The sequence below is a fragment of the Agrobacterium genomosp. 2 str. CFBP 5494 genome (genome assembly GCF_900013495.1).
GTDB classification, from domain to species: domain Bacteria; phylum Pseudomonadota; class Alphaproteobacteria; order Rhizobiales; family Rhizobiaceae; genus Agrobacterium; species Agrobacterium pusense.
Genome location: NZ_LT009719.1, coordinates 287,482 through 304,831, shown reverse-complemented (window position 1 = coordinate 304,831; position 17,350 = coordinate 287,482). Strand labels below are relative to the sequence as shown.

Genomic DNA, 17,350 nt, shown 5'->3' with positions numbered 1-17,350 from the left:
GGCGTTCGTTGCGAATGTCGGCGAAGCCGCTATTTCATTCCCGTTCCGGCGATGCCTGTCGTGATGTAGCGCTGCAGGAACAGGAACACGACCGTGACGGGTGCCAGGCTGAGGAAGGTCATGGCGAGGATATAGTGCCATTGCACAGAGAACTCGCCCTGAAAGGCGTTCAACCCTACCTGCAGCGTGAAATTCTCACGGCTGCTGAGAACGATTAGCGGCCAGAGGAAGTCGTTCCAGCGCCACAAAACCGAGAATATGGCGAGAACCGCGAGCGCCGGGGCCGTCAGCGGCAGGATGATGCGCCAGAAGATGCGGAATTCGCTGGCGGCATCGACGCGCGCCGCCTCGATCAGTTCGTCGGGGATGGTCAGCATATATTGCCGGAGCAGAAAGACGCCTGTCGGCGTTGCGACGGTGGGAATGATGACGCCCCAGAGATTATCGACGAGACCGACACCGACGATGACGAGATAGGCCGGCACCATCACGACGGTGAGCGGGATCATCAGGGTGGAGATGATCAGCACGAAGATCGCCTTTTCGCCGCGGAAACGGTATTTGGAGAGCGCAAAGGCTGCCATGGCGTTGACGATCAGCGTCAGGACCGTTGCGACGACGGTGACGAAGACCGAGTTCTTGAGGAAGGTCAGGAAGCTGAACTGTGTCAGGGGATCGGTGAAGTTCTCCGTCGCGATGGTCAGCTTCTGAACCGGCGTTATTTCCCGTGTGTCGACACTGATTGGCGGGCCCGGATTGGCTGGGTCCACCATCTGGGCTTTGAGGCCGATGCGGCGGACCATGGCCATCTCACGCTCTGCGCCGTCGATGGTGGCCTTCCACAGGCTGAGCGGCCTGTCGTAGCCCTGAACCTCCACTTGCACGGCAGCGCGCGGCAGGAGGCTTGGCGGAAACCTCGTGATCTCGGCTTCCGGTTTCAGCGATGACATTGCGGCCCAGACAACCGGGATGAGGACAGCGAGTGTGCCGCCGATGAGCCAGACCCAGGAGAGGATATCGGTGAGGCCGATCCGGCCGGGACGGCGGGTGCGCGTGAGGAAAGAGACGGCATTGGACATGGTCAGGACTCCATCTTTTTGCCAAGGCGCAGCTGCACGAGCGTCAGTGCGAGAAGCACAAGGCCCATCAGAACCGACGCGGCGGAGGCAAGGCCAAACAGCCTGAGATCGCTGCCGAAGGCCATCTGGTAGATATATTGCACCACGAATGTATTGGCCGTGCCTGGCCCGCCGCCATTCGTCAAAACCCAGGCTTCATCAAATATCTGCACGGAGCGGATCATCAACAGGATGAGCACGACGAGCAGGTTGGGGCCGAGAAGCGGCAGGGTGATACGCAAAAGCGTGCGCCGGGGCGAGGCGGCATCGATGGCGGCGGCTTCGTAGAGATCCTTCGGGATGGCCTGAAGTCCGGCGAGCAGGATCAGCGTATAAAAGCCCATGTGGAACCAGACCGAAACGACCACTACGAAAAAGCGCGACCAGCCGACATCCAGCAGGAAGATTTCCGGCGGCACGCCCAGCATCTGGAAGAAGGCGTTGAGCAGGCCGTTGCGGTCCAGAAACCATTTCCAGATGAGGCCGATGACGACGGGCGACAGCAGGACGGGATAAAAGAACATGGCGCGGAAGAAACCGCGCGCGGCTATCGCCCTGTTGAGGATGAGGGCGGTTATGAGCGCGACCAGCAACGTGGCGATGACATTGAAACCGACAAACCAAAGCGTGTTCCAGATTGCCGTCCAGAACAGCGATTCCCGGCAGCTTCCCGGGTCCATATAGCTCTGGCAATCCAGCAGCTCGCCGAAATTCTCCAAACCGACAAAAGGGGCGGTCGGTGATCAAAAGTTCGGTGCCGCCGGTGAAGGCATAACCGACCGCAATCGCAATCGGCAGGAAGGTGAAGATGCCAAAAAGAACGAGGTTCGGCATCAGGAAGATATAGGGCATGCGCCTTTTGCCGATCAGCCGCTCGATGAAGTTGAGCGGCACTTCGGCAATCGCCATCACGGCGTCGAGCGCACGGTCGGACAGTCTCGCAAGCGTCGGATTGGCCATGCTACCCCCTCCCTTCGCCCGCAAGGCGCGGCAGCGCCAGTTCGGTGGCGGGATCGAAGACATGGACCTTCTCACGTGCCGGCATGATTTTGAGCATCGCGCCGGAGGCGGGCGCGAAATGGCCGGCCTGATGCACGATGATCTGGTCCTTCTCACCCTTGATATTGCCGTAGAGATAGGTCTCGGTGCCGAGGCTTTCGTGGTATTGCACCTCGAAGGGCAGGCCGGCATCCGCGATGGTGAAATGCGAGGGTCGGATGCCCGCCAGAACCGCCTGTCCGGGGCTGACGGTTGCCGGATCGACGAGGCAGGGGAGCGACACGCCATAGCCGGCATCGATGGAAATGGTGCCGTCGTCGCGCTTGATGATGGTGCCTTTCAGCATGTTCATGCGCGGCGAACCGAGGAAACCGGCAACGAAGAGGTTGCGCGGATTGTCGAAAAGCTCGAGCGGGCTGCCCACCTGTTCGATGCGCCCGGCGCGCAGCACCACGATCTTGTCGGCCATGGTCATGGCTTCCACCTGATCGTGGGTGACATAGATCATCGTCGTCTTGATATCACGATGCAGCCGGGTGATTTCGGCGCGTGTCTGCACGCGCAGTGCGGCATTGAGGTTCGATAGCGGCTCGTCGAAGAGGAAGATGTCAGGCTCGCGCACGATGGCACGGCCGATGGCGACGCGCTGGCGCTGGCCGCCGGAAAGCTGTTTCGGCTTGCGGTCGAGATAGGGTTCGATGGCGAGCATACGCGCCGCCTCGTTGATGCGGTTTTCGATTTCCGACCGCTTGAAGCGCAGGTTTTCCAGGCCGAAGGCGAGGTTCTTGCGCACGCTCATATGCGGATAAAGCGCGTAGGACTGGAAGACCATGGCGATCTTGCGTTCTGCCGGCGACAGTGCGCTGACATCGCGATTTCCGATGGCGATGCTGCCTGATGTGACGTCCTCAAGACCGGCGATGATGCGCAGCAGCGTCGATTTTCCGCAGCCCGACGGGCCGACGAAAACGACGAATTCGCCGTTTTCGATCTGGAGATCGATATCATGCAGGACGTGAACGGCGCCGAACGCCTTGTTGAGGTTTTCGAGTTTCAGACTTCCCATCACCTGCTCCCTTCAACCGAGCTCGCCGTCGCGACGATCTCGTGGTCGTTCCAACCCTCGGGCAAGGGCATTGCTCTTTTGATGGCGACATCGTCAGCCGAAAAACCGTGAACGCCCTCAAGATAGATCGCGGGCATGCCGCCCGGATAATCCTCCATACCGACGATCCGGCCATGTGCGTCCTGGGTCCAGGCATTGGCGCGGCCGGCCGCATCGGCGCTTGGCGCTATATCGGCATTGGTGGGACGCAGGTCATATTGCAGGCCGGTGCCGAGCTTGCCGGGCTCCTGCGCCAGCGTGATGCGCGCAAGCCTGACATTGTGAATGCCGGCTGCCGAGGTGGAGACGAGGTTGATCGCTCCCTCCATCGAACCGCTCAAATCTTCGATAACAAGATTGTCCACCCTGCCTGCCTGCCGTTCGGGGCGGCGGTCAACGACAGTGACGGTGACAGCTTCGCCAGAACCCCAGAAACCACCCGGCGTTTCATGGCACTCGGCCTCGATGCGTGAAAAGCGGATGTTGCGCATGGCGCCGCCATCACGGGAGAAAAGACCCATGCCGCGATTTGCCTGCACCACCTTGCAGTCTTCGAACACCACATTAGTGAAATCGCCGAAGGATTCGGTGCCGAGCTTCAGCGCGCAGCTCATGCTGGAAACGGTGCAGCGGCGAACCGCGATATTGGCGCACACGCCCACTGCCTTGCCATCCGGCCCGGCACTGGTCTTGAGGCAGATGCCGTCATCCGCAGTCGAGATGAAGCAATCCTCGATCAGCGCGCGGCGGCAGGCATCCAGCACGATGCCATCCGTATTGGGCAGGCGGCGGTCGTTTTCGATGCGCAGATTGCGGAAATGAAGGTCCTCGCAATTGACCATATGCAGCGTCCACATGGGGGAGCCACTGACGTGCAGGTTTTCGAGGCGCACATTACGGCAGGCTTCCAGCACCATCACGCGCGGGCGCTTTTTCGCCGGGATATAGGTTCCCATGGCCGTGTCATCGCCAATGATGAAGTTTTCACCGCCGGCCTCGATACGGCCCGGACCCGTGACGGCGATGTTGCTTGCGCCTCTTGCAATGATCATGCCGCGATCAGAGTCTCCGGCAATCACCGAAACGCGGGTTAGGGCGTAAGCCTCGTAATCGGAAACGGGGGCGAGTACCGCGTCTGGTGCAAGGTGCAGTTCCACGCCGCTTTTGAGCTGGAGACCGGCGCTGACATGTCGTCCGGCCGAGAGAGAAACGCGGCCGCCGCCCGCTGATGACACGGCATCGATAGCCTGCTGGATGGTCGCCGTGGCATCGAGGCCACTGGCCGCAACTGTGATGTCCTGATTGATGTTCATGATGCTCACGATGCCTTTGGCCTTTTCAGAAAAACGTCGATCAGAAGCAGCATCGTCAGTGCCTGCCCGTAGGGCGTGGGCAGGTTGGGGATGCGGCGGTAGAAATCGAGATCGTGGCCCATTGGCGTGCCGTCGGAGACGCCGTGAACGACGCCTTCCTCATCGATATTGCCGAGCACCGCCTTCAGCGCACGTTCCGCATGCGGACGGTTCTCGTCGCCGAGAATGCCGGCCTCGATGCCGCGCAGAATGCCATAGGCGATGCCGGCCGTTGCCGATGTCTCGACCGGCGAGGTCGGGTCATCGAGCAGCGTATGAAACATGCCGTCTTCACGTTGATATGTTCTCAGCGACCGCACCTGGCTCGAAAGCACATTGGCGAGGAAGCGTTTGTCCTTTCCAGAGAGTGTCGGTACCAGTTCGAAAAGCTCGGGAATGGCGACGGTGATCCATGAATTGCCGCGCGCCCAGAAAGCGTCCGCGAAATTGTGGCGGCCGTTGAAGGTCCAGCCGTGATACCAGAGCCCGGTGACGGGGTCGGAGAGATAGCGCGCATGGATCATGAACTGGTAGACGGCCTCGTCGATCCAGTCCTGCCGTTTGCAGACAACGCCGGCGCGGGCGAGGAACAGACAGGCCATAAACAGCGTGTCGTCCCAGAGCTCCCCCTCATTCAGCCGTTCCTTCACGACGTGCTGAAAACCGCCATCCTCGGTTTTTGGCAATTTATGCACCAGCCAGCCGGCCCAGTCTTCCACCAACGCGCGGAAATCCGGCCGGTCGACATGTTCTGTCAGGATGACGAGGGGCAGCATCGGCGCGGAACTGTTGATCTGGCGCGGCGGCAGGCCACGGTCGATCTGCCAGCCGTACCATGTCACGAGGTCGTCCAGTGCCTTCTGGTCGTTGGCCGCGAGTGCCCGGCGCAGGAAACCATAAAGGCCAACACCCACTTCCCAATCCCATTCATCGAACTGGATCTTGCCATCGGAACTGCCGCTGACCAGACCTTCTTGAATGCCTTTGAGGCGGCTGAAGGCGGCGGTGCCATCGATCATCTGCGCGGCGGGTCACAGGTTTCTCGCACCGCGCTAATCCGGATTTTCGCGAGACAGCTGTGGGGCAGCCGTGAGTTTCAGGAGGGGTACGACTCCGGCTGGTTTGGCCTTGACACGAACTCCTTGGAGGATAGACGGGCTGCGGTGTTCTTTATGGGAGTTTAGACATGAAAACGCTGGCAGCCGTTTCGGCTTTCGTGGGCAAGACTTTTGCCATCTGGGTCATTCTGTTCGCCGTCCTCGGCTTTTTCTTTCCGGATACGTTCAAGCAGATCGCGCCGTGGATCGTCACGCTTCTGTCAATCATCATGTTCGGCATGGGTCTCACACTTTCGGTCGATGACTTTAGGGAGGTCGTGAAAAGGCCGTTCGATGTGACGATCGGCGTGCTCGGCCAGTTTCTCATCATGCCGCTTCTGGCCGTGCTGCTGACGCTTATCATTCCCATGCCCCCAGAAGTTGCGGCTGGCGTCATTCTGGTTGGCTGCTGCCCGGGCGGCACGTCCTCCAACGTCATGACTTATCTCTCCAAGGGCGATGTCGCGCTATCGGTCGCCTGCACCTCGGTCACCACGCTCGCGGCGCCGCTGGTGACGCCATTTCTCGTCTGGCTGTTCGCAAGCCAGTTCCTGCCCGTCGACGGTTGGGCGATGTTCCTCAGCATCGTAAAAGTCGTTCTGGTTCCGCTGGCGCTGGGTGCCGCCCTGCAAAAGCTGCTGCCCGGCCTTGTCAAAACCGCCGTCCCGGCGTTGCCACTCGTCAGCGTCATTGGCATCGTCCTCATCGTCGCGGCGGTGGTGGGAGGATCGAAGGCGTCCATCGCGCAGTCCGGCCTGATGATTTTTGCCGTCGTGGTTCTGCACAACGGCCTTGGCTATCTGCTCGGTTACCTCGCGGCAAAGGCAACGGGCCTGTCGCTTGCCAAGCGCAAGGCCATTGCGATCGAGGTGGGCATGCAGAATTCGGGCCTTGGCGCAGCACTTGCCACGGCCTATTTTTCGCCTCTCGCTGCCGTTCCGAGCGCCATTTTCAGCGTCTGGCACAATATTTCCGGTGCAATCCTGGCAAACTGGTTTTCGGGCCGGGTGGACGCAGGCTCCGCCAACAAAACCGCCTGAAGCTCCGCATTTGTTAGCCGCCCGTCGTTCAGGCGGCCTGACCCTGCCTTAGAACGGCATAGTCTGACGTGCTACGGCCGGTGGATTAAGTCGGGCAAAGCCTTCCTGGCGCTGATACGGGAAATGCGGGTAGGGCGCTGTCGTCTCGCTGGCTTTATCCAGTGTCGCTAGCTGTGCGGATGTCAGCTCCCATCCCACGGCATCGAGATTGTGGCGAAGCTGTTCCTCGTTGCGCGCGCCGATGATGACCGTCGAAACAGTCGGGCGTCTGAGCAGCCAGTTGAGGGCGACCTGAGGCACCGTCCTGCCGGTTTCTTGTGCGACAGCGTCGAGCGCATCGATCACGCGGTAGAGATGTTCATCATCCACCGGCGGGCCGAAGCTGGCGGTCTCATGCAGGCGGCTGCCTTCGGGCAGCGGCGTGCCGCGGCGGATTTTTCCGGTCAACCGCCCCCAGCCAAGCGGGCTCCAGACCATAGCGCCAAGACCCTGATCCGCGCCGAGCGGCATCAGATCCCACTCGTAATCCCGGCCAATCAGCGAATAATAGACCTGATTCACGACATAACGCGGCCAGCGATATCGATCGGCGACCGCCAGCGATTTCATGATCTGCCAGCCGGAAAAATTCGAGACGCCGGTATATCGCACCTTGCCCGACCGGACGAGCGTATCGAGCGTCGAGAGCACTTCCTCAACCGGCGTGAAGGCATCGTAGGCGTGGAGCTGAAGGATATCGATATAATCGGTCTTAAGGCGGCGCAGGGCGTCATCCACCGCACGCAGCAGCCGGAAACGGGACGAGCCGGCTTCGTTCGGCCCGTCGCCCATCGGCAGGCTGGTCTTCGTCGAGATCAAAACTCTGTCGCGCCTTCCCTTGACGGCTTCGCCGAGCACTTCCTCCGATGCGCCATTGGAATAGACATCGGCGGTATCGAAGAGGTTGACGCCTGCTTCCAGACAGATATCGATCAGGCGTCGGGCTTCTGCGGCATCTGAATTGCCCCAGTTGCTGAAGAGCGGGCCGGAGCCGCCGAAGGTTCCGGTGCCGAAACTCAAGACCGGCACCCTCAGACCGGATTTGCCAAGCTGGCGATATTCCATGAGACTTTCCTTTGTTGTTTCGAAATGGTCGTGGGCGGCGCGTCGCGGCGTGGCGTGGCCTTCTGCCCGTCCATTCGTGATCCGACGGGTGAAGACTGCGGTGTGTTACAATCGCTGTCGTAAGGTAGACGCCTCCTCTTCAATGAAATAGAATGCCGAAACTATTATCACTTGTGAGATGAAGTCATCATGGCGCGATTGGAGATCAACCGGGCAGGGGAGATGGAGATCTTCGTACGGGTCGTTGAGCTTGGTGGTTTTTCCCGCGCAGCGGCTGCCGCTAATATGACGCCTTCCGCCGTGAGCAAGCTGATCGCGCGGCTGGAGAGCCGCCTTGGTGCGCGCCTGCTCAACCGTTCCACCCGTCAGCTTCAGATTACCCCCGAGGGCTGCGCCTTTTATGAGCGGGCCACCCGTATCCTCGCCGATCTTGAAGAGGCCGAACGCGCCGCCGGGGAAGGTGAACGGCCTCTCGGCCGCGTGCGGATCAACACCAGCGCATCCTATGCAGCGCATATTCTTGCACCCATCTTGCCACGGTTTCTGGCGCTCCATCCAGGCATTACGCTTGATATCGTCCAGACGGATGCGGTGGTCGACCTGCTTGCGGAACGCACGGATGTGGCGGTGCGCGCGGGACCATTAAAAAGCTCAACGCTTGTCGCTCGCAAGCTCGGTGAGACGAGAATGATCATCGCCGCCTCCCCGGATTATCTGGAGCGTCATGGCACGCCGCAGACAATAACCGATCTCGAAGATCACAATCGGCTCGGATTCGGTTATGCCCGGTCAGTCGACGGATGGCCGTTGCGGGACGCCGGAAAGACCGTCGTTATCCCCGCGACGGGGCGCGTGCAGGTCAGCGATGGCGAAGGGCTTCGCCGTCTTGCCCTTGCCGGTGTCGGTCTGGTTCGCCTTGCGGCTTTTACCGTGCGGGAGGATATCGCCGCCGGCCATCTCATACCGGTCCTCGATCATCTCGATACGGGAGAAACGGAGATGTTTCATGCCGTTTATGTCGGCCAACGGGGACCGCTTCCGGCACGTATTCGGGCCCTGCTCGATTTTCTCGGCGAGTATGGGCGGGTGAAGTGACGTTCCACGTACCACAAAAGGCGTGAGTGGGATTAAGGCCTCAGACTGCCGGAAAACGGTAGCAGCCTAAGGAGCGAAAGGCTATCGTTTCGGCCCTGAGAGCGTGAAAGCACCAGCCGATTCCAGTCTTATGCGCATCTCGCCGGCTAGTCCGCTTGGTATCGCCCCGCAGAGGCTACCCGTCGTCACGACATTGCCAGCCTTCAGCATCTCGCCGGTGTTGAATGCCGAATTGGCGAAGGCGACAAGCGGCGCAAGCGGATCACCATTCGGGTGCTTTACCTTGGCATCGAACAGCGACACCGTTCCCTCTGTAACGGTGAGCTGCAGCAGATTCTCGCCGTTCCCGGTAAAGAGCTCCACGATGCCTTCGTCCAGTTCCGGGCCGATGACGAAGCCGTGGTTGGCGAGGCGATCCGCCAGAAAGAGCGGAAACGGCACTTGGTTTTTCTCCACCAGCCTGTAGCGGAGAAGTTCGGCGCCAAGATGGACCTTGTCGATAAATCCCGTCAGATCGGCCCTTGTCATCCGCCCAGCGGTTGAAGCAGGGATGTCGGCGGAAAGCGTGAAGCAAATCTCGACTTCGACACCTTCGGTGCCATCTTCAGGAAAAGAAGCGAGGTTGGCGTCGTCGACCCTAACACAATCGAAAATCGGCGCCCCAACAGCCTCGCCATCCGGCCGGATCGCCAGTTTCCAACCGGCGATCGGCGTCGCCCAGTTTCCAGCAAATGTCCGCTGAACCGCCATGGCCTCTGAAAGGGTGGCGGGAACAAGGCTCTCCGCCTCAAGCTCTGCCAGAGGAATTCTCGCGCCTTCATGAACTGCTTCCGCGAAGCGCCGTGCTAGTTTTTCGATTGACGTCATTGTCTGATATGTCCCTTCGGTCTGCGTCGCTAATGGTGGCACGATCTGTAGCTGTTCGCCAGAAGTTCGCGCAGATGAACGCGCTTGGACTGAGGGATAGTGATGCTGCTCAAAACGACGGTTTTTAGCCTTTGTTTTCAGTCTTTCTTGTCGTATGGGTGCCACGGATACACCCCAAGAAAGAGTTACCGCATGACCGTGCAATTTCCGAGTATCGCGCAAACACTTGCCGAGGAGATCGGAACATTACGCAAATGGCTGGATGAGGACGCCTTGCCATTGTGGTGGGAGGCGGGGTCAGCCCGGCCGGATGGCGGCTTTTACGAGCGTCTCGGTCAGGATGCGAAACCGGTTTTTTCCGATGACCGCCGCGCCCGCGTCCAACCGCGCCAGGCTTATTGTTATGCCGCCGCCGGCCAGCATGGCTGGCATGGCCCCTGGAAAGACGCAGTGTTGCACGGGCTGTCCTGGTTCGAGAAGGTCTATCGCCTTGAGAACGGCCTTTACGGCAACCTGGCCGACCAGACCGGAAAACTGATCGACCCCTCCTTCGATCTCTACAACCAGGCTTTTGCGCTTTTCGCCGCAGCACAGACAGCTGCGGTCCTTCCCGAGCGGAGGAATGAGATGCGCAGCCGCGCGCTCGAAATCCTTGCCATTCTCGAACGCGACTACAGGCACCCCATCGCTGGCTTCGAGGAGGCGAACCCGCCGCGCACACCGCTTTGCTCCAATCCGCATATGCATCTTTTCGAAGCGATGCTGGCATGGGAAGAACAGGATCGTGACGGCCCGTGGTCGGCGCTGGCCGACGAGATTGCCGGCCTCGCACTTTCCCGCTTCATCGATGGCGGCAATGGCGGCCTGCGCGAATTCTTCGCCCATGACTGGACGCCCTACGAGGGGGAGAAGGGCCGGATCATGGAGCCGGGCCACCAGTTCGAATGGGCCTGGCTTCTGGTGCGCTGGGGCAGCCTGCGTGGAAACGAAGGAGCGATCAGGAATGCAAAACGCCTGTTCGAGATCGGCGAAGACCACGGTATCTGCCCGCGCCGCAAGGTGGCGGTGATGAGCCTTTACGACGATTTTTCGATGCGTGACGGGCTTGCGCGACTATGGCCGCAGACGGAATGGCTGAAGGCGGCGGTGCGGCTTGCCAGTGTAACTGATGGCGAGGAGCGGCAGCGTTACCTTGCCTCTGGTCTGAGCGCCGTCGGCGCGCTGCAGCCTTTCCTTGACACGCCGGTCAAGGGCCTGTGGTTCGACAAATGGCCGGCGGATCGGCCGATGCTCGACGAACCGGCGCCGGCAAGCACGTTTTACCACATCGTCTGCGCCATCTATGAGGCCGAGGCAGTGCTGGTGACGGCAAACTAATACTGGACCATTGAGCAACCAGATAATCACCCGTCGCTGTGCCGCAATCAAGCGATCCGCCGACGCCGCTAGTGGCGTCGCGGTTGTCACTTGGGTTTGGTGATCACGCGACATCCGCATCGAACTGGATGCTGTGAAGCCGCTTGTAGAGACCATCATTCGCCAGCAATTCACGGCGGCTTCCCTGCTCGACCACTTCGCCATTGTCCATAACGACGATCTTGTCGGCGCGATTGATGGTGGAGAGGCGATGGGCGATGACTATTGAAGTCTTGTTCAGCGTTAGGCGCTCTAGCGCATCACGAACGAGCGACTCAGACTCCGAATCCAGTGCGCTCGTTGCTTCGTCTAGAATGAGAATATCGGCATCTCTAAGCATGGCACGCGCAATCGCTACGCGCTGCCGCTGACCGCCCGATAGGCCCGAACCGTTCTCTCCAAGCTTTGTGTCGTATCCATCCTGCATCTTCATGATGAAATCATGGGCATTCGCGGCCTTCGCAGCGGCAACGATTTCTTGGTCCGTCGCATTGTCGCGGCCAACGGAGATATTGTGCCGGATGGTACCGGAAAACAGGAAAGTTTCCTGCCCGACGTACGAAACATGCTGGCGCAGGCTGGCAAAGGAAACATCGCGCAGATTCATCCCGTTGATTTCAACGGAGCCGTTCTGCGGATCATAAAGGCGCATCATAAGGTTAATGATGGTCGATTTGCCACTCCCGGAGGGACCGACCAACGCTGTCATCTTGCCACCTTCGAAAAGGATGCTGACATCCTTGAGAACTGGCTGCCCGGAAACATATTCAAAGCTTACATTCTTGAGTTCGACGTCGCCGCTTGCCTTGGGAAGTGCAACGGCGTCTTTCTTTTCGGTGAGAGTCAGCGGTGCATCCAACACCTCGAACATCATACGTACGCCGATCATGCCGCTTTCAATTTGTACACGCATGCGCGCCAGGCGCTTTGCAGGTTCATAAGCGAGCAGAAGCGCAGTGATGAAGGCCATCAAGTCACCTGGCGATCCGCCCTTTTCGAGTACGGTATAGCCTGAGACTGCGATAACCACCGCGATTGCGAGACCGGACAAGGTCTCCATGATCGGGCTGGTTGCTGCTTCAAGCCTAGCGATGCCGTTGGCGCGCTGTTCAACATCTGACACTGCCTTGTTCATGCGTTGGCGCATCAGCTTTTCGAGTGAGAAAGCCTTGATGACGCGAACGCCGATGCTGGTTTCCTGAACAACATTGACGATTTCACCGAGGGAAGCGAGTTCCGCTTCCATGATCTTGCGGACCCGGCGCAGAACGAGGCGAACGCTAAAAATTGCGAGAGGGCCTATGATCATAGAAATCGCGCTTAAAAGAAAATTTTGCGCAAACATCACTACGATTAGACCGAGAAGGGAAAAGAGATCGCGGACAAAAGAGGTAACGATTGTGTCTATGACGTTGCGCGCCGCTTGAGCGTTAAACGTAACACGAACGAGCAACTCAGATGACGGCAGATTCTGAAAGAACGAGACGCCTTGTTTCAAGAGCCGATCATAGATTTTTCTTTGCTGCTCGGCGACAATACTGTTCCCCGCTTTGCTTAAGTAAAAGCTCTGTACAAAAGTCGCGGCTCCTTTGATAATAAAAATTGCCGCTACAGCAAAAGCGATATTGAGAACAACATTGAAGCCTTGTTTCAAATAGACGCTGTTTACGATGTCGCGCATGATCCAGGCGCTCAATGATGTCATTCCTGCGACGACAAGCATTGCAACAATCGCCGCGGAGTACCACCCTACGTGCTTTTTGAAATTCTCTTTGAAAAGTCGCGTCAGCAACTTTTTGTCGTCTGGCGACAAAAACGATCCGATCACAGAAAAACCCTTATTCAACATCGACGCCTACCAAGACTCTTCTCTGCATTGGCCACCATACGGAATTTTCGCATTCTTACGTGGTGCCGAATACAAAGTTCTGCGGCGCACTTTCGGTTAGCGTGTGAGCGAGGCTCTGGTAGCTTAGCTGGGCAAGGCAATAATCCTCGGGCTTAGGAGTGTCAACATTTCCGTACTCCCTTGGACGCAATGCACCTACAATGGCGTCAAAGTTTTGTTCCAGTGCTTTGACGGGGCACACGATTGACAAGCTCCCCGGTCGAAATCTATATCGGCGCAATGTGGCTTTCGTCTGAACGTATGCACTTGGTGGGTACGCGCGAAATCATAAGTAGGCTCTCGATGGCGTTCATCAGGCCGTTTCAAGGCAGGTAGATCAGCGAATGCCAGATGTATTTTACGATTTATCAGAATTGTTTCTGAACTCGAGTGTGAGGTTTAAGTATTACGGAATCGCCAGGACCGTTATGGAGGTTGCGTATGAGCTTACGAAGCTTGATGGGTCAATCCGGTACGTAATTTACTCTCCATTGCATCGCCGTTTTTTTGAGGTATTCCCTAGGACGGGTGATGCTTCACCAACTGGTGTTCTAGATCCCAATATACCTCCATCGGCGACGCCATTGCGTCTTCGTCAAAATCTGTATGATCAGAGCTCCTTGAAAAAAGCGGTCTACGGGCTGCTGCATCAAATAGTTAGATATCGAAATACCAAGCGCTGGTCTAACATTCCGGAAGGCGCCGTAAGAGACGTTGATCTCAATGATCATATTCTCGTATCTCTAGGTCGCCCAAAGATAATGTCGGACTATCTGATGGCTCTGGCCGAGAGTGGGACTAAACCGATTTTCGTTCCGCTCCTGCACGATATGATTCCGTTGCATGATTTCACTCATCGAAATCAGTTTAATTTTCCGCGAAACTTTCTCTACGACAATTCAGTGACGATCAACGCGGCGTCTTTAATTTTAACGAATTCTGAGTTCACCGCGTCAGAGGTTAATCATTTTTCAGATGTTGGAGTCTTGCCTAAGGTTCCGCAGGTTATCGCTATTCCACTCAGTCATGAGCTACGCCCTACCAATGAAGTTGTTAAGAAACGAGGGCCAGAAACCGCTTACCTTCTTTGTGTTGGAATATACAATGGGCGAAAGAATCTTGAATGCGTAGTGGACGCTATGCTTCATCTCTATAAAAAAGGGGTGGAGGTACCTGAACTCGTGCTGGCCGGCGCTCGTCGGAAGAGAGTCGAAAAATTCCTGAAAAAGAAGAAATATTCACCGCTTACCGAGAAGTTCCGATTTGTTTTAAATCCGAATCAGGCGGAGTTGCGTCTCTTATATGAAAATGCTTATGCGCTTTTGTTGCCAAGTCGAATGGAAGGATGGGGATTGCCGGTAAGCGAGGCACTGTGGTGCGGAACTCCCGCCCTCGCGGCTGATGTGCCTGCCTTGAGGGAGGCTGGAGGTGACTTGGCGCGTTACTTCGATCCAGAAAAACCCGAAGAGCTCGCGGACCGACTTCAGGTACTTCTTGAAAATCCTACCGAATACGGAGACTTGAGAAGAAAAATTGCAGCCTCCCGAGAGCACATGCGCACTTGGAGAAATGTTGCAGAGGAAATTATTGACGCAATTGGTTCAGTTCGAACGCCGAAGAGCTAAATTTTTCGTTTACGTGATTGGTGCAAATCTCTTGTGTGCACTGTCGTTCCACGGTTAGGGTCTGGATGGGCGGTATCGTCCGCTCGAATAGAGGCTGACGTTTCGACGGACCACCTGACAATGCAGACCACTCATCATCTTTCTGCAAATTAATCCTTGGGAATAAGGCGCGTTGCGCTTACCTACCGGATCATAGCGGACTCGTCTCGCGCTGAGGCGCACCGCGCCCGGGGACAAGCGTTACTACGCTCAGCTCCGCGCCTCATACCTGACGTAGATCCTCCGCCGCGTTGTCGTGAAACCAACGGTACGTATCCTCGATACCTCGCTCCAGCGGTATGTTCGCGGTCCATCCCATTGAGGTTAGCCGTGAGACATCCATTAGCTTGCGTGGGGTACCATCGGGCTTGGAAGTGTCGAAGGTGATCCGTCCAGTATAACCGGTCACCGCAGCGAGCATATGCGCCAGTTCGTTGATGCTGACATCCGTGCCGGTGCCGACGTTGATGTGGCTCAAAGTGGGTTGCGTATTTGCTGCGTAGACCTCCGCGTCGAGGTGCAATACGAACAGTGATGCTTCCGCCATATCGTCGACATGTAGGAATTCGCGCCGGGGGGTGCCGCTACCCCATACCACGACTTCTTCGGCGCGGGTCCGGGCCGCTTCATGGAAGCGTCGCATCAGAGCGGGCAGGACGTGGCTGTTTTCGGGATGAAAGTTGTCACCTGTGCCGTAAAGGTTCGTTGGCATCACGCTGCGGTAGTCGGTGCCGTACTGTCGATTGTAGCTCTCGCAAAGCTTGATGCCAGCAATCTTAGCGACGGCATAGGGTTCGTTCGTGGCCTCGAGTGTTCCGGTCAGTAGAGCATCTTCGCGCATGGGTTGCGGCGCAAGGCGCGGATAGATGCAGGACGACCCGAGGAACAGAAGGCGTTGCACTCCCGCCCGGTAAGCCGAGTTGATGACGTTTGCCTCCATCATCAGGTTTTCGTAGATGAACTCGGCTGGGTAGGTGTTGTTTGCGTGAATACCGCCGACCTTGGCGGCTGCGAGTATCACCGCATCGGGGCGTTCTGCCTCGAAAAACGCCCGCACCGCCGCCTGGTCCACGAGGTTCAGCTCTGCGTGCGTGCGGGTGATGATTTCAGCTCCCTGCGCCTGTAGCTGGCGTAGGATCGCACTCCCAACCATGCCCCGATGGCCTGCAACATAATATTTCATGGCTACCTCAGGTTTCGATCGATACAGGAAGTTCCAGGCCATGCTCGCGTAGCAGCGCATGGCGGCGTGCGGCCTTGTAATCCTCCTCCACCATTTCGCGGCACAACTCGCGGGTAGTGATTTCAGGCTCCCAGCCGAGCTTTTCCTTGGCCTTGGTGGGGTCGCCTAGCAGGGTCTCAACCTCGGCGGGGCGGAAGTAGCGCGGATCGATGCGGACGATTACGTCGCCAGGACGGACCGACGGCGCGAGGGTGCCTTCCACGGCTTCGACGATGCCAACCTCCTCCGTGCCTTGCCCATGAAACCGCAGCGTGATTCCGAGGTCCGCTGCCGACCAAACGATGAACTCACGTACCGAGTACTGCTTGCCGGTTGCGATGACGAAATCCTCAGGCGTGTCCTGCTGAAGCATCATCCACTGCATGCGAACGTAGTCCTTCGCGTGACCCCAATCGCGTAGCGCGTCTATGTTGCCCATGTAAAGGCAAGGCTCCAATCCGAGGGCGATATGGCACAACCCACGGGTGATTTTGCGAGTGACGAAGGTTTCGCCGCGCCGTGGGCTCTCATGATTAAAGAGAATACCGTTGCAAGCATACATTCCGTAGGCTTCGCGGTAGTTCACCGTGATCCAGTAGGCATAGAGCTTAGCGACAGCATAAGGTGACCTTGGGTGGAACGGTGTCGTTTCGGACTGTGGAATTTCCTGCACTAGGCCGTAAAGCTCGGAGGTCGACGCCTGATAGAAGCGCGTCTTCCTCTCAAGTCCGAGGAAGCGGATCGCTTCCAATAGACGCAGCGCGCCGACTGCATCGGTGTCTGCAGTGTACTCAGGCGCCTCGAAGCTCACCGCCACGTGGCTTTGTGCGCCTAGATTGTAGATCTCGTCAGGTTTGATGTCGCTTATAATTCTGGTCAGGTTCGAGGTGTCGGTTAGGTCGCCATAATGTAGCTTCAGGCGCTGCTCAGGGGTGTGCGGATCTTCGTAGAGATGATCGACGCGTTGTGTATTAAACATCGACGCCCGGCGCTTAATCCCGTGAACCTCGTAGCCTTTAGCGAGCAGGAATTCGGTCAGGTAGGAGCCGTCCTGGCCCGTGATGCCGGTGATCAGTGCCTTCTTCATCTGAAATCCTTACAAATTGTTAAGCGTCCAAGGTGGCCCCTGATACGCACTAAGGGCGCCGACTACCATAAAAACCGGCGCAAGCAAGCGAAAAATTCTCGTGTGTAGCTCTCCGCGGCAAGTATTTCCTTCCTGTGCGGCAAGTTTAGGTCAGACTTATACGGGGTGCTTGGGGCCGACCACCGACCTGCTTGCAGGCAGGAAGGTGGTAGGTATGGCGACGTCTGAATGATTGCCGCCGGTCGTTCGGGGCTCGCACCGCTCAGCGAAGTGCAGCCGTCTTGTGGGCCGCATCT

At 57.9% G+C, this 17,350-nt stretch carries 13 protein-coding genes and 1 pseudogene; 4 read left to right on the top strand and 10 right to left on the bottom strand.

The genetic code is table 11. The annotated features are described in order from the left end of the window. Nucleotides 1–29: 29 nt before the first annotated feature. The 5 genes and pseudogenes from AGR2A_RS16300 to AGR2A_RS16280 all read right to left on the bottom strand — a co-directional run bounded on the left by AGR2A_RS16300 (nucleotide 30) and on the right by AGR2A_RS16280 (nucleotide 5,593). On the bottom strand, nucleotides 30–1,079 hold the full coding sequence (locus AGR2A_RS16300) for a carbohydrate ABC transporter permease (protein ID WP_022563731.1): 1,050 nt from the start codon (nucleotides 1,077–1,079) through the stop codon (nucleotides 30–32). 2 nt (nucleotides 1,080–1,081) lie between these two features. Continuing rightward, nucleotides 1,082–2,027 (bottom strand): annotated as a pseudogene (locus tag AGR2A_RS16295) (carbohydrate ABC transporter permease). 52 nt (nucleotides 2,028–2,079) lie between these two features. Then, complete coding sequence (locus AGR2A_RS16290; protein WP_080823198.1) at nucleotides 2,080–3,183, bottom strand: ABC transporter ATP-binding protein; 1,104 nt, start codon at nucleotides 3,181–3,183, stop codon at nucleotides 2,080–2,082. Further along, nucleotides 3,183–4,535, bottom strand: coding sequence for a polygalacturonase PglB (gene pglB / locus AGR2A_RS16285; RefSeq protein ID WP_167378219.1), 1,353 nt, complete (start codon nucleotides 4,533–4,535; stop codon nucleotides 3,183–3,185). The genes AGR2A_RS16290 and pglB overlap by 1 nt, the downstream gene beginning before the upstream one ends. 5 nt (nucleotides 4,536–4,540) lie before the next feature. Next, nucleotides 4,541–5,593 (bottom strand): glycoside hydrolase family 88/105 protein, encoded by a 1,053-nt coding sequence (locus tag AGR2A_RS16280; RefSeq protein ID WP_080823196.1) that lies wholly within the window; start codon nucleotides 5,591–5,593, stop codon nucleotides 4,541–4,543. Between the two features lie 167 nt (nucleotides 5,594–5,760). On the opposite strand from AGR2A_RS16280, the gene AGR2A_RS16275 reads away from it, so the two are divergent. Then, nucleotides 5,761–6,711, top strand: coding sequence for a bile acid:sodium symporter family protein (locus AGR2A_RS16275; RefSeq protein ID WP_080823195.1), 951 nt, complete (start codon nucleotides 5,761–5,763; stop codon nucleotides 6,709–6,711). Nucleotides 6,712–6,759: 48 nt separating this feature from the next. Here AGR2A_RS16275 and AGR2A_RS16270 read toward each other — a convergent pair whose 3' ends face one another. Next, nucleotides 6,760–7,815, bottom strand: a complete 1,056-nt coding sequence (locus tag AGR2A_RS16270) for an aldo/keto reductase (protein WP_080823194.1) — start codon at nucleotides 7,813–7,815, stop codon at nucleotides 6,760–6,762. 189 nt (nucleotides 7,816–8,004) lie between these two features. Here AGR2A_RS16270 and AGR2A_RS16265 point away from each other — a divergent pair, with 189 nt between their 5' ends. After that, on the top strand, nucleotides 8,005–8,910 hold the full coding sequence (locus AGR2A_RS16265; RefSeq protein ID WP_080823193.1) for a LysR family transcriptional regulator: 906 nt from the start codon (nucleotides 8,005–8,007) through the stop codon (nucleotides 8,908–8,910). 81 nt (nucleotides 8,911–8,991) lie between these two features. Here AGR2A_RS16265 and AGR2A_RS16260 read toward each other — a convergent pair whose 3' ends face one another. After that, complete coding sequence (locus AGR2A_RS16260) at nucleotides 8,992–9,777, bottom strand: 2-keto-4-pentenoate hydratase (protein ID WP_080823192.1); 786 nt, start codon at nucleotides 9,775–9,777, stop codon at nucleotides 8,992–8,994. Nucleotides 9,778–9,969: 192 nt separating this feature from the next. On the opposite strand from AGR2A_RS16260, the gene AGR2A_RS16255 reads away from it, so the two are divergent. Then, nucleotides 9,970–11,154, top strand: a complete 1,185-nt coding sequence (locus AGR2A_RS16255; RefSeq protein ID WP_080823191.1) for an AGE family epimerase/isomerase — start codon at nucleotides 9,970–9,972, stop codon at nucleotides 11,152–11,154. A gap of 103 nt (nucleotides 11,155–11,257) precedes the next feature. Here the strand turns inward: AGR2A_RS16255 and AGR2A_RS16250 are convergent, their stop codons facing one another. Further along, the gene (locus tag AGR2A_RS16250) at nucleotides 11,258–13,021 is read right to left on the bottom strand and encodes an ABC transporter ATP-binding protein (RefSeq protein ID WP_080823415.1); all 1,764 of its coding nucleotides are present in this window, start codon (nucleotides 13,019–13,021) and stop codon (nucleotides 11,258–11,260) included. A 680-nt stretch (nucleotides 13,022–13,701) separates the two neighbouring features. Between AGR2A_RS16250 and AGR2A_RS16245 the strand changes: the two genes are divergently transcribed. Continuing rightward, nucleotides 13,702–14,706: a glycosyltransferase family 4 protein gene (locus AGR2A_RS16245; RefSeq protein WP_286079588.1), complete on the top strand. Its 1,005-nt coding sequence runs from the start codon at nucleotides 13,702–13,704 to the stop codon at nucleotides 14,704–14,706. A 262-nt stretch (nucleotides 14,707–14,968) separates the two neighbouring features. Here the strand turns inward: AGR2A_RS16245 and fcl are convergent, their stop codons facing one another. Next, nucleotides 14,969–15,928, bottom strand: a complete 960-nt coding sequence (gene fcl, locus AGR2A_RS16240; RefSeq protein ID WP_080823189.1) for a GDP-L-fucose synthase — start codon at nucleotides 15,926–15,928, stop codon at nucleotides 14,969–14,971. A 7-nt stretch (nucleotides 15,929–15,935) separates the two neighbouring features. Further along, nucleotides 15,936–17,054: a GDP-mannose 4,6-dehydratase gene (gene gmd, locus AGR2A_RS16235; RefSeq protein ID WP_080823188.1), complete on the bottom strand. Its 1,119-nt coding sequence runs from the start codon at nucleotides 17,052–17,054 to the stop codon at nucleotides 15,936–15,938. Nucleotides 17,055–17,350 lie beyond the last annotated feature (296 nt).

What these genes read in the sequence shown, in the direction of transcription:
- AGR2A_RS16300 (WP_022563731.1), bottom strand. Translation starts at nt 1,079, where the DNA reads ATGTCCAATGCCGTCTCTTTCCTCACGCGCACCCGCCGTCCCGGCCGG.
- AGR2A_RS16290 (WP_080823198.1), bottom strand. Translation starts at nt 3,183, where the DNA reads ATGGGAAGTCTGAAACTCGAAAACCTCAACAAGGCGTTCGGCGCCGTT.
- pglB (WP_167378219.1), bottom strand. Translation starts at nt 4,535, where the DNA reads ATGAACATCAATCAGGACATCACAGTTGCGGCCAGTGGCCTCGATGCC.
- AGR2A_RS16280 (WP_080823196.1), bottom strand. Translation starts at nt 5,593, where the DNA reads ATGATCGATGGCACCGCCGCCTTCAGCCGCCTCAAAGGCATTCAAGAA.
- AGR2A_RS16275 (WP_080823195.1), top strand. Translation starts at nt 5,761, where the DNA reads ATGAAAACGCTGGCAGCCGTTTCGGCTTTCGTGGGCAAGACTTTTGCC.
- AGR2A_RS16270 (WP_080823194.1), bottom strand. Translation starts at nt 7,815, where the DNA reads ATGGAATATCGCCAGCTTGGCAAATCCGGTCTGAGGGTGCCGGTCTTG.
- AGR2A_RS16265 (WP_080823193.1), top strand. Translation starts at nt 8,005, where the DNA reads ATGGCGCGATTGGAGATCAACCGGGCAGGGGAGATGGAGATCTTCGTA.
- AGR2A_RS16260 (WP_080823192.1), bottom strand. Translation starts at nt 9,777, where the DNA reads ATGACGTCAATCGAAAAACTAGCACGGCGCTTCGCGGAAGCAGTTCAT.
- AGR2A_RS16255 (WP_080823191.1), top strand. Translation starts at nt 9,970, where the DNA reads ATGACCGTGCAATTTCCGAGTATCGCGCAAACACTTGCCGAGGAGATC.
- fcl (WP_080823189.1), bottom strand. Translation starts at nt 15,928, where the DNA reads ATGAAATATTATGTTGCAGGCCATCGGGGCATGGTTGGGAGTGCGATC.
- gmd (WP_080823188.1), bottom strand. Translation starts at nt 17,054, where the DNA reads ATGAAGAAGGCACTGATCACCGGCATCACGGGCCAGGACGGCTCCTAC.